A 16,366-nucleotide genomic window follows, 5' to 3' on the forward strand; every position below is an offset into this window, starting at 1 on the left:
ATACGTTATGATGCTTTTAAACACTAAGATTGTTGCTCTATAACTAGTATTCCAAAAGTTCTTTTAATACTACATAAAACCGATTTTTAGGCAAATAATTGTCTTCTAGTTTTTTAGCAAAGGGAATAGGTGTTTCCATACTGGCCACACGCTTTACTGGTCCATCTAAGTATTTAAATTTATTTTCCATTACCATGGCAGAAATGTCACTGGCAATACCACCAAACATACTGTCTTCTTGAAGAATGATAAGTTTACCAGTTTTTTCTACGGATGTATAGATAGCCTCCATATCCAAAGGTGCTAAGGTTCGCAAATCAATAAGGTCTGCAGAAATATCAGGATTCCTCTCTAATGTATCCAATGCCCAGTGCACCCCTGCACCATAGGAAACAATAGTAATATCGCCCCCTTCTTTCAATTTGGCAGCTTTACCAAAAGGAAGTGTATAATAATCTGCAGGCACATTTTGATAAATACTGCGGTATAAAGCTTTGTGCTCAAAAAAGAGAACTGGATTAGGGTCATTGATAGCTGTAGCCAATAGCCCCTTTGCGTCATAAGGAAAAGCAGGATACGCAACTTTTAGCCCAGGTGTTTTAGTAAACCAAGCTTCATTAGTTTGTGAATGAAATGGGCCAGCACCTACATCCCCGCCACATGGCATACGAATAACGACATCAGCTTTTTCATTCCAACGGTAATGAGATTTTGCTAAATAGTTAACTACGGGATTAAAACCGCTACTAACAAAATCAGCAAATTGCATTTCTACTACTGCTTTCATTCCATTTATGGAAAGTCCCATCGCAGCCGAAACAATTCCAGATTCGCAAATAGGCGTATTCCTAACGCGTTCTTTACCAAAAGCATCCATGAATCCTTCGGTAATTTTAAATACGCCACCATAATCTGCCACATCTTGACCCATGATAACCAAACTAGAGTGCTTCTCCATAGATTGCTTCAATCCCTTGGAAATAGCATCAACCAATCTAATATGCTCTACAACGCTTCCCGGGTTCGTTTCCTGATATTCAAAAGGCGCATAGACATCCTGTAGTTCTTGTTCAGGTTCTGATTGAACTTCATCTTCCTCAAAAGCGAGCTTAAGATTTTCGTTAATCTCCGTTTCAATTTCAACTCGTAAGGCTTCAATTTTTTCATCCGTTAATATTCCTTCTTTCAAAAGAAACCTCTCATAATTGGAAATCGGGTCTTTCTTTCCCCATTCCGTCATTAATTCTTCGGGGACATATTTAGTACCACTAGCCTCTTCATGTCCACGTATGCGAAAAGTTTTAAACTCAATTAAAACCGGACGTGGTTTTTCCCGGAGTTCTTCTGCAATCTCTTTCAGTTTAGTGTAAACTTCTATTATGTTATTACCATCAATTATATACGATTCCATACCATAGCCCAATGCTCTATCCGCTAGGTTTTCACAGTTGTACTGTTCTTTTGTAGGGGTAGAAAGTCCGTAACCGTTATTTTCAATGCAAAAAATAACGGGCAAACTCCATACAGAGGCAATATTCAATGCTTCATGAAAATCACCCTCGCTGGTTCCACCTTCACCTGTAAAAACAGCAGTAACCGCTTTTTTGTTCTGAAGAACATCGCCTAATGCAATTCCATCTGCCACTCCCAGTTGTGGGCCAAGGTGACTGATCATTCCTATAATTTTATAATCTTGGGTGCCAAAATGAAAACTACGATCGCGGCCTTTGGTAAATCCGTTCATCTTACCCTGCCACTGTGAAAAAAGACGGTACAACGGAATACCACGCGTAGTAAATACAGCCAAATTTCTATGCATGGGTAAGATATACTCTTCTTCATTTAATGCATTGGTGACACCTACTGAAATAGCCTCTTGCCCAATACCGCTAAACCACTTTGAAATTTTACCCTGTCGCAAGAGAATCAACATTTTCTCCTCTATCATGCGGGGCCGCTGAAGGTCTTTATATAATTTAAATAAAACCGCTTCGCTTAAATTCCTTTTATCGTATTGCATAAAACTCTTTGGTGTGATTTCCTTTTCGGTAGATAAAAGTAGCAAAAATACCACATCTACCGCCCCATTTGTTATATATAATAGTTGAGCATATTTTACTAACTTTGAGAAAACTTTTAAAGCAACGGCATGAGTGCAATACCTAGTGTAGACTTACAAGATTTTGTTTCAGATAACGCTGAAAGAAAAGAAAAATTTATAAAAGAAATTGGTTCCGCTTTTGAAAATATTGGCTTCGTAGCCTTAAGCGGGCACTTTCTATCAGATGATTTAGTGAAGAACCTTTATGATGAAATCAAAAAGTTTTTTGATCTTCCTCAAGAAGTGAAAGATACGTATGAAATTGAAGGAATAGGCGGCCAACGTGGTTATACCTCATTCGGGAAAGAACATGCTAAAGGCAAGAAAGAAGGCGACTTAAAAGAATTTTGGCACTTTGGACAGTACGTACAAGATGATGTAAAGCTAGAAGCAGAATATCCAGATAATGTTCAGGTTAAGGAATTGCCAACATTTAATGCTGTTGGTAAGGAAACATACCAAATGTTAGAGAAAACAGCTAAATATGTACTTAGGGCATTAGCTATTCATCTTAATTTAGAGGAAACCTATTTTGATGATTATATAAAGAATGGGAATTCAATCTTACGACCTATTCATTATCCTCCTATAACATCAGAGCCTAAAAATGCAGTCCGTGCTGCAGCTCATGGAGACATTAACCTTATTACTTTATTAATGGGTGCTCATGGACGCGGACTTCAAGTAAAGAATCATGAAGGTGAATGGGTAGATGCCATTGCTCGTCCAGACCAATTAATGATCAATGTAGGTGATATGTTATCTCGGCTTACGAACAACAAATTGAAGTCAACGATACACCAAGTGGTGAACCCTCCTAAAGAGCTTTGGGGCACTTCTCGGTACTCTATTCCTTTCTTTATGCATCCAGTAGGTGATATGCCACTTAATTGCCTAGAAAACTGTGTAGATGATGCGCATTCAAAACAATTTGAAGACATAACTGCAGGCGAGTTCTTGCATGAACGTTTAATTGAATTAGGGTTGATAAAAGCATAAACATGGATTTACAGGACCAACTCAAGAATTTGTTCCCGGAACATGAGCCGGAAAAAACAGAAACCACCTCTAAAAAAGAAAATAATATCTGGTTACAGGATGACCCTATCATATGTAAATATGAAAAGCGCAAAGGGAAACCTATTACCATTTTAGAAGGATATAATGGCGCAGAAAGTGATTTCAAAAAATTGGCAAAAGAACTGAAGACCAAATTAAGTGTAGGAGGTTCATTTAAAAACGGTCAAATCATAATTCAGGGGGACTATAGAGACAAAATTATGGGGTTATTAAAAGAAAAAGGGTTCTCCGTTAAGCGCGTTGGCGGATGACCCCTTTAAACACAAGGCTTGAACACACCTAAGGTAGAGAGGTTTAATTCTGTTAATTATTTTTGCTTTATTTTGAATTAATAGTACTTTTAATCTTTCGAACCTAAATCAAGACCTCAAATGAGTTCCCTTCTGCACATCACTAACGGAGATAGCTTTACGGATAGAATAAAAACACTAAACCTTAGTGGGGATATTATCACATGGCGTGAGATGCTCTGCGAAGGCAAGACACTTACCAATGTTGGCAGTGAATCTTTCTGGAAAGCCCGTTTTGAATTTCTCAATAAAAATTATAAGGTATCAAAATCATGGTTCATTGAAAAGACCTTGAAAGAATACCGTTCTCTTTGTAATCACAAACAACAAGATGAAATTGTACTCTGGTTTGAGTATGATCTTTTTTGTCAAGTAAATATGATTGCTGTGCTTAGTTGGTTAAAGATCAACCGTAAATACGCACAAGTTTCCCTAGTTTGTAGCGGCAACGAAGATGGCACTGATAAGAAGTACTGCTTAAACGAATTGAGCGATGATCAATTGCGGAAATTGTACGAAAACAAAATTGATTTAACACAAGACGATATTGAATATGCGGATTATGTCTGGCAATTATATTGTAGTGATAACCCTATTCGTTTAGAGAATTTATCCGATTTTGGTGAATTCCAATTTAATTACCTCGGTGATGCCGTTCGTTCGCATTTACACCGTTTTCCAAGTATTAAAAACGGACTTAATGAAATGGAGAATACCATTTTAAGGCTCGCAATAGATAAGAAGCCTACTTCAAAAGGTGCTTTTGTTTCAGAAATACTTCAAAACCAAGGTTCTTTAGGTTTTTCAGATACGCAGTATGAAAGGGCACTAGGAAGATTAAAACCTTTATTCTCTTCTTTTAATCCGGTAAGACTTACCAAAAAAGGAAAAGAGATACTTGAGAACAAAACAAGTTACTACTCCTGTATTCAGGACAACAATGTATATCTAGGCGGTGCATTAAAATACAATTACCTGTACAATACCGAATCTAATAGAATTTTAAAGTTGTAACCCCATGCAATTAAGCCCCTCCGAGCTTATCTTAAATGCCGATAAGAGCATTTACCATTTAAATTTATTACCCGAAGACCTTGCAGAAACTATTATAACGGTTGGTGATCCTGACCGAGTAGGTAATGTTTCCAAGTTTTTTGATACCATTGAGTTGAAAAAAGGGAAGCGAGAGTTTCATACGCATACCGGCACGCTTAACGGAAAACGTATTTCTGTTATTTCTACCGGAATTGGCACAGATAATATTGACATTGTTTTCAATGAACTGGATGCCCTGGTCAATATTGATTTTGAAACCAGAACCATCAAATCCAACAGAACCGTATTAGATATTGTTAGAATAGGTACTTCCGGATCTATAAGAGCAGACATTCCTATTGATTCTTTCTTAATGAGCGAATATGCCATGGGCCTTGATGGCTTATTGCATTTTTATAATAGTGCGTCTGTTCAAGAATTAGATGTGTCTAAAGCTTTTGTTGCTCACGCTAATTGGTCTCCAAGCAAATCAGTGCCCTATGTGGTAAAATATGATGAAAGTCTAGGCCAAAGACTCTTTTCTAATCGTATACGATTAGGGACTACAGTTACTAATATAGGCTTCTACGGTCCACAAAGCAGGGTTTTGAGATTAAAACTCAGTGATAGCGACCTACAAGATAAATTAGCTTCTTTTGAATACAAAGATGTTAAGGTTACCAATTTAGAAATGGAGACCTCCGGTATTTACGGTCTTGCTAAATTACTAGGCCACCGTGCTGTTTCTATGAACTGTATTTTGGCCAACAGAGCCAATGGCGAGTTTAGCACCAAGCCTACAGAATCTACCGAAGAGCTTATTAAATACACCTTAGAAAAGCTCACCTCCTCATAATTTAGTTAACACTAATTTTAGATTCATAAGCTAGCTATTTGTTATGTTTGTGAGACTATGGAAAATGAAGATTACAAAGACCGAGATATAAGTTGGCTGTTTTTTAATGAAAGAGTGTTATTAGAAGCAGACAACCCCGCTACTCCCCTACTAGAACGTCTAAAATTTCTGGCTATCTTCTCGTCTAATCTTGACGAATTCTTTAAAGTCCGCATATCTCAGTTACGCCAGCTAAAGTCCATTGACAAAACGTTACGAAAGAAACTGATTTCAAAGCCGAACAAGAAGCTTAAAAAAGTTCTTCGCATCATTGATGAGCAACAACAACGTTTTGGCGCTATCATGGAAACTATTTTTAAGGAATTACTCAAAGAAGATATCCACTTTGTAACTAATGAAGAAGTTACCAGCGAGCAAAAAGCTTATCTCAACACCTATTTCAAAGATACTGCAGCTGATTGTGAGGTTTTCACAACAGATAAGAACCCTAAATTATCTGATGGCGGTTTGTATCTTTTCGTAGCACAAGCTAATGACACATATCACTTCGTTAAAATCCCTACAAACCAACACGACCGTTTCGTTGAGATTCCTGGAAATGGCCATTCATTCATGTTCTTGGACGATGTAGTAAAAATGCATCTGAATGAATTATTGCCAAAAGGAGTCATTGAATCTAGTTACGCTATAAAGCTTTCTAGGGATGCTGAGTTATATTTAGAAGACGATTTTGGAGATACGCCATTGGCCGATCAGATTTATGATGCGCTGCATCAACGAAAATCAGGTCAACCTACACGGCTGCTTTATGATGCTAATTTGCCCGAAGAATATAAAGAAGTTATTAGAAAAACATTGGATATTGGAAACATTGACCTTTTTCCAGGTGGACGGTACCATAATCTTTCAGACTTTTTCGGTTTTAACAATCCCACAGACAATCCGGACTTAACATACAAGGTTCAAGTTCCTTTGCCACACCCTATTTTATCCAAAACAAAAGACTTTTTTGCTTCCATAAGAGAAAAGGACCAGCTAGTACATTTTCCTTATCAGAGTTTTGATGCCGTAGAAAATTTTATCGTTGCGGCAGCAAAAGATGACAAGGTTAAGCATATTAAAATTTCATTGTATCGAATTGCTAAAGCATCGGTACTTACAGATGCTTTACTTGTAGCACTCGAGAACAGCAAAAAAGTCACCATTTTCGTAGAGGCTAAAGCTCGTTTTGATGAAAAGAATAATATTGAATGGGGTAAGATATTTGAAGACAAAGGAGCCAAAGTGTTTTTTAGCATCCCTAATATCAAAGTCCATTCTAAAATCGCTTTAATAGAACGAACCGAATCTGATTCTTTAAGACGATACGCTTATATAGGCACGGGTAATTTCAATGCTAAGACTTCAAGTATTTATTGCGATCACGGGCTATTTACTGCTCATAATCAAGTAACTGAAGATTTAAATCAAGTGTTTTCTACACTAGAACGTCATTTGATAATTCCTAAGTTAAAGCGGCTTTTGGTTTCACCTTTCAACACAAGGAATGTATTCTTGCAGTCTATTGAAAATGAAATAAAAAACAGTAAAAAAGGGCTTCCCGCGAAGATTACTGCAAAAATGAACAGTCTAGAAGACAAGACTATGATTGATGCTCTGTACCGTGCAAATGAAGCAGGTGTTCAGGTACGTCTTATTGTTCGTGGTTTCTCCTGCCTCATGCCTAAATCGGCCACTGAGGTTCCTTCCGGTTGTGAACCTATACTGATTACAAGTATCGTTGACCGCTATTTAGAGCATGGCCGCATCTATTTGTTTCATAATAATGGTGATGAAAAAATGTACATAGGCTCCGCAGATTGGATGACACGAAATCTAGACCGGCGAATTGAAGTATTGACACCTATTCTTGACTCTGATATTTTTAATGAGTTAAACGATATTCTTAAGTTGCAATTAAACGATTCTGTAAAAGCCCGTGTGCAGGATGCAGATGATACAAACACATTGGTTTCCCTTGAACAAGAAAAACCCATTCGTTCGCAATATGCCATTTATAAGTATTTGAAGACGAAAGACAAAGCTTTAAGCTCCTAAAAAAAATAAAAATCATCAATAGAAAGCCCCATAGCCGCGAGGTTAAGAGAAGTAAGTTTCTTAAATTTACAGGTGTTTCCGATAGAAAAGAAGAATTATGAAGAAAGTTAGAATAATTGGCGTTCCCGAACATTTCAACCTCCCTTGGCATATGGCCATTGAGGAAGGTGCTTTTGAAGAAAGAGGCATTGACTTACAATGGACGGAAGTTCCGGAAGGTACAGGTAGAATGTGTCAAATGCTTCAAGACGAGGAAACAGATTTGGCAATCATCTTAACCGAGGGCCTAGTTAAAAGCATTACAGAAGGGAATTCTGCTAAAATTGTTCAGGAATATATTTCAACACCACTACAATGGGGAATTCATGTAGGCGCTAAAAGCGAATATAAGTCCATAGCCGACTTAAAAGGTACTAAAGCGGCAATTAGCCGATTAGGTAGCGGGAGCCACTTAATGGCCTTTGTAAATGCTCAAAACGAAGGATGGGCGACTAACTCTCTTCAGTTTGAAGTCATAAACAACCTAGATGGTGCAGTTGCCGCTTTGACGGAAGGTACAGCAGATTACTTCATGTGGGAACACTTTACAACGAAACCCCTAGTAGACAAAGGTGTTTTTAGACGTTTGGGAGACTGCCCTACACCATGGCCCTGTTTTGTAGTTGCTGCCACACAAAAATTCCTTGATGAAGAGAAAAGCACTTTGAATCATATTTTAGAGGTCATCAACGACTACACTTCCGAATTTAAACAGATACCTAGTATAGACCGAAGTTTAGCCAATAGATATAGCCAACAACTAGAAGACATTCAAGAATGGCTGAAAATAACGAAATGGAGCCAGAAGCAACTTCCAGAAGCTACATTGACAAAAGTTCAAGATACTTTAAGGGAATTAAATCTAATTGATAAATCTATTCCCCTATTGAAGATCTTATATTAATTTAAATAGCAGCAAGATTAAAATGACTTTGAATCAAATGCTTAAAAGTATCGTCAGATAAAGGTTTCTGAGAGAAATCGTCAATAAATTCATTGCTTTCCGCTCTATCTTTATCCTCTTGATTATCGCTTGTAGTTACTAGAACTATAGTAATTTGATCTTTTAATTCTTTTGGAACAGATTCTTCATATGCTTTCATAAACTCCCATCCGTCCATAATCGGCATCTTTAAATCTAGCATTACCATACATGGTAATTCTAATTTTCCTTTATCACCGCCCAAGATAAAATCAAGGCCCTCTTGACCGTTTAGCACTGTATCAACTTTCAAATCCAAATCTAGTTTGTTAATAAAAACTGAATGTAAGATGTTGTTTATTTCATCATCATCTATCAGTAGTATTGAATTTAATCTCTCTAAATTTTTCATGGTTTTTTTTGTTAGTTAATGGTACATATAGTGCTTAGGTAAAAAATCTTTGTTAAAATTAAAGAAATTTTAACTAAATAGCCTAAGCCGTAAGAGATTTATTGTTAACTACCCTAATATTTTATCATAGTCGCAAAATATTAACCTACAAATGAATAGAAAACCTTTGAAGACATGACATTTCTGCTTAAAAATTATCGCAAATTAATCTTGATAGGAAATTGAGTTCAGAATAACTTTTGCAAAGTTTTGGCAATTAGCATTCTATTTTCGACATTAAGAGTTATAATTTTAGAAAAATCAGCAAGATTAAAGTCTAAATAATTCCTATTGAAAATGAAGTTAAAATCAGCAAGAACATCACCATTACTATTCATAATCGTATTTTTCTTTGGGTTTCTTTTTGCTCAAGCACAAACTCTGTATGCCCTTAAAATAGACCGAAACATCCGTTTTGAAGCTATAGATATAACGGCAGAATATCAACCAAGGCTTGTTATGGGCACGAAACAAGCTCTTGAATTTCAAAATACGGTCGCTAAACACATCGTAAAAAGAGAATCGATAACAAATAATCCTGATATTTCTTACAGGGAAAAGGAGTACCTTCTAAAAAAAATATCAAGTCATGAAAGTTCTGAAATGGCAGACGTGCTCTACTCCTATCAATGGCATGAATATTTACGCATTAAGCCAGACATACAGCCGTTAATCCATCAAAAAAGGAATTTAGATGATAGTTTTGTTGAAAATAAGACTACCAATTAATAGGTTTTAGTCCTTTATTCTGTAGAATTTCATTACACTGACTAAAATGGTTATTCCCAAACCAGTAACCACGGTTAGCGCTTAACGGCGATGGATGACCGGAATTTAAGATATGATGTTTTTTCTTATCAATGAGTTTAGCTTTCTTTTTAGCAAACCCGCCCCAAAGTAGAAAAATGAGATCCTCTTTTTCATCGGATAGTTTCTTGATTACCGCATCTGTAAAAGTCTCCCAGCCTTTTTTCTGATGACTTCCAGCTTCACGAGCACGCACGGTTAGTGTGGCATTCAACAGAAGTACGCCTTGATCAGCCCAACGTTCTAGGTTTCCGCTTTCTGGATAAGGTTTTCCTATGTCCGTTTCAATCTCTTTAAAGATATTTCTCAACGAAGGCGGATGCGAAATACCGTCTTTTACAGAAAAACAGAGTCCGTTGGCCTGGTCAGGCCCATGATACGGGTCCTGCCCTATAATAACCACTTTTGTTTTGTCAAGAGGACTATGGTCAAAGGCTGCAAATATGTCCTTTTTTTTAGGGTAACAAGTATGCTGTGCATACTCGGTTCTAACGAATTGGACTAATTCCTTAAAATAAGGTTGTTCAAATTCTTGAGAAAGTGGCTTTAACCAGCTTTCATGTATTTGTACTGTCATATTTTATGATCATTTTTGTATAGCAAGGGTAATTTTATATAATCAATGTTATATCTGAAGAAAACCTTCTATAAAGAAGCTATCTTTTCATTGATTTCAAAATTACCTAAAATTTACAGTGCATTGGCTAAGAAAAGTCTGCTTTAAATATCTTGAAAAATGAAAAAGTGTATTTTATCCCTATTGATAGTGTCGCTACTCTTTGGATGTATTCCTGAGAAAAAAGAAGTCAGCTCTATAAATCCTATAAACTGGTCAAAACGAAAAATAAATATTAGCGATAAAGACTCTTTAGAATATGGCAAATCCTATTTGTCCATATATTCTCAAATTTATAGCATGACAGAGCACAAAACGCACAACTTAACTGCAATGGCTAGTTTAAGAAACACAAGCGATAAGGATACGGTGTACTTGACAAAAGCCGAATATTTTGACACGCACGGTAAAGCGGTAAGAACGTATTTTGACCACCCTATTTATTTAGCTCCAATGGAAACCACTGAAATTATTATAGATGAGGTTGATGTTGAAGGCGGAACAGGCTCTAATTTTATAATTGAATGGAAGGTGCCAAAAGGTTGCCCAGAGCCATTATTTGAAGGCATAATGAACTCCACAATGTCTCAACAAGGTCTTTCGTTTACGACACAAGCAAGACGTATTGAGTAATAGCCTAGTTTTCTGGTCTATTCAATGGATTTCAAATCTCGCTACCAATGCCTACCTTTGCCGTCGCAATTAAATAAGAATGGCAAATATTCACTCTAAGACAGTACAAGACCTTGAATTCCCTACAGTTTTAAAGCAAGTTTCGGCTCGCTGCTCTACTGAAATGGGCAAGGAACGCGCATTGGAAATCACTCCAATAGACGACAAGGAAGTTGTGGTTGAGGTTTTGGGACAAACAGCAGAGTATCTGTCGTCTTTTATAAGTGAAAACCGAATACCTCCTCATGGTTTTGACGGAATAAACAAAGAGCTTCAGTTACTTAGAATAGAAAATACAACCCTTGAGGTTTCGAGTTTTAAAAAAATAGGTACCATCTGTACAACGGTAACCGCACATAAAAAATTTCTCAAAAAGTTTAAGGAATATTATCCTTTGCTGTTTGAAGTTTCCAATAAAGTTGAATTAAACATAGATATTCCCAAAGAAATTGATGTTGTTATTGATCGCTTTGGGGAAGTTAAAGACCGCGCTTCTAACAAGCTTTTTGATGTACGTCGCCAAATGAACCAAGTGAAAGGTAAAATAGGCCAGAGTTTTGCCTCGGCACTAAACACCTATCACGGTTCTGATTATTTAGATGACATACGGGAATCAGTTGTTGAAAATCGAAGGGTTTTGGCCGTAAAGGCCATGTATCGTAGAAAAATAAAGGGTACGGTAATGGGCACTTCCAAAACAGGAAGTATTGTTTACATAGAGCCAGAAGCTACTTTAAAATATAGTCGGGAACTCAATAATCTTGAATATGATGAAAAGGAAGAGATTCAGCGTATTCTAAACGAGCTTACAGACCAAATACGGCCTTTTGCTTGGTTGTTAGCTGAATACCAGGACTTCCTTGCACATATGGACATTACTGCCGCTAAGGCTTCATATGCTAGGGACACGAACTCATTGCTGCCGAAAATCAATGATGAAAAGCGACTTTATTTACGAGATGCCTTTCACCCATTATTATATTTAAGCAACAAATTACAGCGTACAGAAACTTATCCGCAGACCATAGAATTACATTCCGAAAATAGGATAATTGTTATTAGCGGACCTAATGCTGGTGGAAAAAGTATCACTTTAAAGACAATTGGATTACTTCAAGTAATGCTTCAATCAGGACTCCTAATTCCCGTTCATGAAAGGAGTTCCGTTTGTTTTTTCAATACAATATTGACAGATATTGGTGATAATCAATCTATAGAAAATCACCTAAGTACCTATAGCTACCGTTTAAAGAATATGAAGAACTTCTTACGGATTTGCGATAATGAAACACTATTTCTTATTGATGAATTTGGTACCGGTAGTGACCCGGAACTGGGTGGTGCCTTAGCAGAAGCTTTCTTAGAAATTTTTTATGAACGTGGAGCTTACGGTGTAATTACAACCCATTATGCCAACTTAAAAGCCTTGGCAGATGAGTTGCCACATACGACTAATGCTAACATGGTTTTCAACAGTAAGACCTTAGAACCTACATTTCAGTTGGTTCTAGGAGAAGCCGGTAGTTCGTTTACTTTTGAGGTTGCCCAGAAAAACGGCATCCCCTACAGCTTAATAAACAAAGCAAAGAAGAAGGTAGAGCGAGGCAAAGTCCGTTTTGACGCTACGATAGCCAAACTTCAGAAAGAACGCAGTAAAATGGCGCAAACAGGCACTAGACTTCAAGAAGAAGAGTCTAAAGCACGTGAAGAAGCCATGCGATTGGAGAAATTGAACGCCAAGGTAAAAAGCAAATTAGAAAATTACCAAGAATTGTACGATCATGACCAGCGCATGGTACAGTTAGGAAATAAAATTGATAAAGCTGCAGACCGTTATTTTATTGATAATAAGAAACGACCACTTGTTTCCGAGCTATTGCGCATTGTAGAAACAGAAAATAGCAAGCGTAAGAAGAAAACCGCCAAAGAAGCTAAGGTTGAACGTACTAAAAAGGCGCAAGTAACTCAGGAAGTTCAAAAAGAGGTTAAGGTAATTCGGGAGAAAAAGATAGTCGAAAAGAAAAAGGCGGTTATCAAAGAAAAGAACAAACCACGCCCTGTTTTTCAACTAGGAGATCGCGTCCGAATGAAAGATGGGAAAGCCGTTGGATCTATTGATAACCTTGAAAAGAACAAAGCCATAGTGAATTATGGCATCTTTACCACCAATGTTAGCGTTGATCAATTGGAGCTTGTAGAGCGGGTTAAGAAGTAGTGTCAATGTTCTTTCTTAAATCTCTGACAAAACTTAGGTCTTCAATAAATACAGCATTAACTTTACCTTGTGGAAAATTCAAAACAAATTATTCTTTTTGATGGCGTTTGCAACCTTTGCAACGGTGCTATTCAATTTATCATAAAACATGATGAACAAGATGTTTTCCGATATGCGCCACTTCAAAGCGATTTAGGAAAGAAGTTGATTTCGCAGCGAAATATCGACTCTTCAAATATAGATTCCATCATTCTTATTGAACACGGCGTTGCTTTTTATATTAAATCTGATGCGGCATTAGAAATAGGCAAACAGCTGAAAGGGTATAAAACTATTTCCTCTGTCCTACAATGGATTCCTGTGAGTATTCGTGATATCGTATACGATTTTATTGCGCGTAATCGCTACAAGTGGTATGGCAAAAAGGAACAATGTATGATTCCTACTCCCGAACTTAAAGCCAAATTTTTAAGTTAAGGCGGTCTTTATTTTAAAGAAGAGATGTTTTGCTATCTACCTTTCTTGAATACTTATTCCGCTTTAAAAGTCAATATTCCCGCTACTTATCATTTAAATCTAAACATTGAAGCTATGTTCTTATGAGATAGCCTTTTATGTATATGAACAAACTTAAATAAGCTAAATCATGGATTTTTGTAGCTGATTTATAATTTATGTCAAAGGATAAGAGAAAAAGAGGCTATAAAAAAAAGCGGTATTTAATTCCACTAGGCATTATAGTGTTGCTAGTTGTATTACGATTATTCATGCCGGTATTGGTCAAAAATTATGTGAATGGTGTGTTGGCAGATATTCCAGGATATTATGGCCATGTTGATGGTATTGATATTGATTTATATAGAGGTGCGTATGTAATTGAAAACATGACTCTTAACAAAGTTGAAGCAGGCTCGGAAGTTCCTTTCTTGGATTTTGAAAAAACTGATATTTCAATAGAATGGAATGCCTTGTTAGAGGGTAGAATTGTGAGTGAAATCGAAATGAATCGACCTAAGATTATTTATGTACTGGAAGATCAACAAGATGATGGAACGACTCCTGAAGTTGAAGACTGGACCAAGGCTTTAACAGATTTAGTTCCAATTTCAATTAATAATCTCCAAATAACCGATGGCACGGTTGCCTTTATTCAAATCCAGGCCGACCCAACAATAGACCTGAATATTAAAAACCTGAATCTAAACGCTACCAATCTAAGGAACGTAATACAAAAAGAGCGCACCTTACCATCAGACATTCACGCAACTGCAACTTCTATTGGTCAAGGGGATTTGGTCTTAGACGGTAAAATGAACCTAGTTAAAGAAGTTCCTGACATGGATATCGCTTTTTCGGTCACAGATGCAGATGTAAAGGCATTGAATGATTTCACGAAGTATTATGCAGAAATAGATTTTGAAAGCGGCACGTTTGAGGTTTTTGGTGAAATAGCCATTGCAGATGGTTTTCTTAAAGGGTCTATAAAACCTATTATAAAAAACGGTAAGCTTATTGGCAAAGAAGATGGGTTTCTAGAAACCTTATGGGAAGGCTTTGTGGGCTTCTTTAAATTCGTCCTCAAAAACCAGAAGAACAACACATTAGCCACCAAAGTCCCTTTAGAAGGTGACTTAAATAATTTAGGAACAAAAACATGGCCAACAGTGACTAATATCTTTAAAAATGCTTGGGTAAAAGCATACAAAGGCGTCGTAGATAATGATATAAGTTTTGAAGATGCAGAGAAGGAAGCTGATGGCAAAAAACAAAAAGCGAAATAGTTTATTAGGTTACTGTTGGTTAAAACAAATGCCCCGAAACTACTTCGCTTTTTAAAAATATATGGTTTACTAGTTATTTCACTTCATCATAATGATCATCCCAATTCTGAACATGTGGTTTTCCTAATTTTCCAACGGATTTGGCCACCATCATAGCAACGCAAGCATCACCGGTAACGTTCACTACGGTACGGAGCATATCCAAAGGTCTATCCACAGCAAAAATAAGTGCCAATCCTATAGCTAACTTGTCTTGCGGAAAACCAATGGCCTCAAGAACAATTACTAGCATAACCATACCAGCACCTGGAACTGCTGCAGATCCAATTGAAGCCAATAACGCAGTAAGTACAATAGTCAATTGTCCGCCAAAAGTTAAATCAAATCCTAAAGCCTGCGCTATAAAAACAGCGGCAACACCTTGGTAAAGACTGGTACCATCCATATTTATGGTGGCTCCAACAGGAAGCACAAAACTAGATACCTCTTTATCTACACCAATATGTTCTTCTACCCTTTCCATAGTTACCGGTAAAGTAGCTGCACTAGAACTTGTGGAGAACGCTAAAAGTTGAGCAGGGCTCATTTCTTTCAAGAATTTCCATGGGCTGTAGTGTGTAAACGTGGCTACCACAATACTATAGAAGACAATCATTAATAATAACCCTAGCACAACAACTCCTGCATATTTTAAAAGCGCTATAAGTAAATCAGGATCGCCAGAAGTAGCGACAACGTTCGCCAACAAGGCAAATACGGCTATAGGAGCGCTTAGCATAATCAAATCCACCATCTTTAAGACAATGTCATTGAGAGAATCGAAAAAATCTTTGAGGGGTTTGGCTTTCTCTTCACCTATAAGAAGCATGGAGATACCCATGAAAATGGTAAAAAAGATAACCTGTAACATTAAACTATTGTCTCCTAATGCTTTAACAGCATTATCTGGCACCATATCTTCTAAAAACTGAAGCGGGCCGCTATCTTGTTGTCTGTGCGCTTCTTCCAATTTTGAAGTAACACCGCTATCACTGGAATATGTTTCTGTTAACTTGGCTATGGTATCTTCAGATATTCCTTCGCCTGGTTTGAGGAGGTTCACTAAAATAAGTCCGATGGAAATAGCAATTACTGTAGTACCTATATAAATGGCTATTGTACGTAAACCAATGTTTCGGAACTTAGAGATATCCTTTAAATCCGATATTCCCTTTATCAGCGAAGCTAAAATAAGTGGAATTGCAATTAGTTTTAGAAGCTTAACGAAGATGGATCCTAAAGGGTTGATCCAATCCAGGACAAAATCCCTGCCCCAATCAACATAAGTCATTCCAAAACCAAAGAGAATACCTAAGACCATTCCGATCAATATTCTCCAGTGTAATTCCAATTTTTTCATTCATC

Annotated in this window: 15 protein-coding genes; 11 read left to right on the top strand and 4 right to left on the bottom strand. The window is 37.0% G+C overall.

Translation table 11 applies throughout. The annotated features are described in order from the left end of the window. Positions 1–43: 43 nt before the first annotated feature. The gene (locus HW347_RS04780; protein ID WP_225901824.1) at positions 44–2,020 is read right to left on the bottom strand and encodes an alpha-ketoacid dehydrogenase subunit alpha/beta; all 1,977 of its coding nucleotides are present in this window, start codon (positions 2,018–2,020) and stop codon (positions 44–46) included. Positions 2,021–2,149: 129 nt separating this feature from the next. Between HW347_RS04780 and HW347_RS04785 the strand changes: the two genes are divergently transcribed. The 6 genes from HW347_RS04785 (at position 2,150) to HW347_RS04810 (ending at position 8,402) form a co-directional block, all read left to right on the top strand. After that, positions 2,150–3,100, top strand: coding sequence for an isopenicillin N synthase family dioxygenase (locus HW347_RS04785; RefSeq protein WP_214610798.1), 951 nt, complete (start codon positions 2,150–2,152; stop codon positions 3,098–3,100). Positions 3,101–3,102: 2 nt separating this feature from the next. Then, entirely contained in the window at positions 3,103–3,432 is a 330-nt protein-coding gene (locus HW347_RS04790) for a translation initiation factor (protein ID WP_214610799.1), read from the top strand. Between the two features lie 120 nt (positions 3,433–3,552). Beyond that, on the top strand, positions 3,553–4,485 hold the full coding sequence (locus tag HW347_RS04795) for a DUF1835 domain-containing protein (protein ID WP_214610800.1): 933 nt from the start codon (positions 3,553–3,555) through the stop codon (positions 4,483–4,485). Between the two features lie 4 nt (positions 4,486–4,489). Beyond that, positions 4,490–5,362 (top strand): nucleoside phosphorylase, encoded by an 873-nt coding sequence (locus HW347_RS04800; protein WP_214610801.1) that lies wholly within the window; start codon positions 4,490–4,492, stop codon positions 5,360–5,362. 57 nt (positions 5,363–5,419) lie between these two features. Next, positions 5,420–7,459 carry a polyphosphate kinase 1 gene (gene ppk1, locus HW347_RS04805; protein ID WP_214610802.1) on the top strand — a complete coding sequence of 680 codons (2,040 nt, stop codon included), beginning with the start codon at positions 5,420–5,422 and terminating at the stop codon, positions 7,457–7,459. A gap of 97 nt (positions 7,460–7,556) precedes the next feature. Continuing rightward, on the top strand, positions 7,557–8,402 hold the full coding sequence (locus HW347_RS04810; protein WP_214610803.1) for a substrate-binding domain-containing protein: 846 nt from the start codon (positions 7,557–7,559) through the stop codon (positions 8,400–8,402). Position 8,403: 1 nt separating this feature from the next. On the opposite strand, the gene HW347_RS04815 is transcribed toward HW347_RS04810, so the two are convergent. Further along, positions 8,404–8,832, bottom strand: a complete 429-nt coding sequence (locus HW347_RS04815) for a response regulator (protein WP_214610804.1) — start codon at positions 8,830–8,832, stop codon at positions 8,404–8,406. Between the two features lie 336 nt (positions 8,833–9,168). Here HW347_RS04815 and HW347_RS04820 point away from each other — a divergent pair, with 336 nt between their 5' ends. Beyond that, positions 9,169–9,600 (top strand): hypothetical protein, encoded by a 432-nt coding sequence (locus tag HW347_RS04820; protein ID WP_214610805.1) that lies wholly within the window; start codon positions 9,169–9,171, stop codon positions 9,598–9,600. On the opposite strand, the gene HW347_RS04825 is transcribed toward HW347_RS04820, so the two are convergent. Continuing rightward, positions 9,590–10,255: a uracil-DNA glycosylase gene (locus HW347_RS04825; RefSeq protein ID WP_214610806.1), complete on the bottom strand. Its 666-nt coding sequence runs from the start codon at positions 10,253–10,255 to the stop codon at positions 9,590–9,592. The genes HW347_RS04820 and HW347_RS04825 overlap by 11 nt on opposite strands. 159 nt (positions 10,256–10,414) lie before the next feature. On the opposite strand from HW347_RS04825, the gene HW347_RS04830 reads away from it, so the two are divergent. The 4 genes from HW347_RS04830 (at position 10,415) to HW347_RS04845 (ending at position 14,962) form a co-directional block, all read left to right on the top strand. Then, positions 10,415–10,927 (top strand): DUF3124 domain-containing protein, encoded by a 513-nt coding sequence (locus HW347_RS04830; protein ID WP_214610807.1) that lies wholly within the window; start codon positions 10,415–10,417, stop codon positions 10,925–10,927. 79 nt (positions 10,928–11,006) lie between these two features. Next, positions 11,007–13,181, top strand: a complete 2,175-nt coding sequence (locus tag HW347_RS04835) for an endonuclease MutS2 (RefSeq protein ID WP_214610808.1) — start codon at positions 11,007–11,009, stop codon at positions 13,179–13,181. A gap of 69 nt (positions 13,182–13,250) precedes the next feature. Further along, entirely contained in the window at positions 13,251–13,658 is a 408-nt protein-coding gene (locus HW347_RS04840; RefSeq protein ID WP_214610809.1) for a thiol-disulfide oxidoreductase DCC family protein, read from the top strand. Between the two features lie 197 nt (positions 13,659–13,855). Then, a complete protein-coding gene (locus tag HW347_RS04845) occupies positions 13,856–14,962 on the top strand; it encodes a DUF748 domain-containing protein (RefSeq protein WP_214610810.1) in 1,107 nt (368 codons plus the stop codon). 73 nt (positions 14,963–15,035) lie between these two features. On the opposite strand, the gene HW347_RS04850 is transcribed toward HW347_RS04845, so the two are convergent. Beyond that, positions 15,036–16,361 (bottom strand): dicarboxylate/amino acid:cation symporter, encoded by a 1,326-nt coding sequence (locus tag HW347_RS04850; protein ID WP_214610811.1) that lies wholly within the window; start codon positions 16,359–16,361, stop codon positions 15,036–15,038. Between the last annotated feature and the right edge of the window lie 5 nt (positions 16,362–16,366).

Origin of the sequence: Zobellia barbeyronii, assembly GCF_018603515.1 — a bacterium.
In the GTDB taxonomy this organism is placed as follows: domain Bacteria; phylum Bacteroidota; class Bacteroidia; order Flavobacteriales; family Flavobacteriaceae; genus Zobellia; species Zobellia barbeyronii.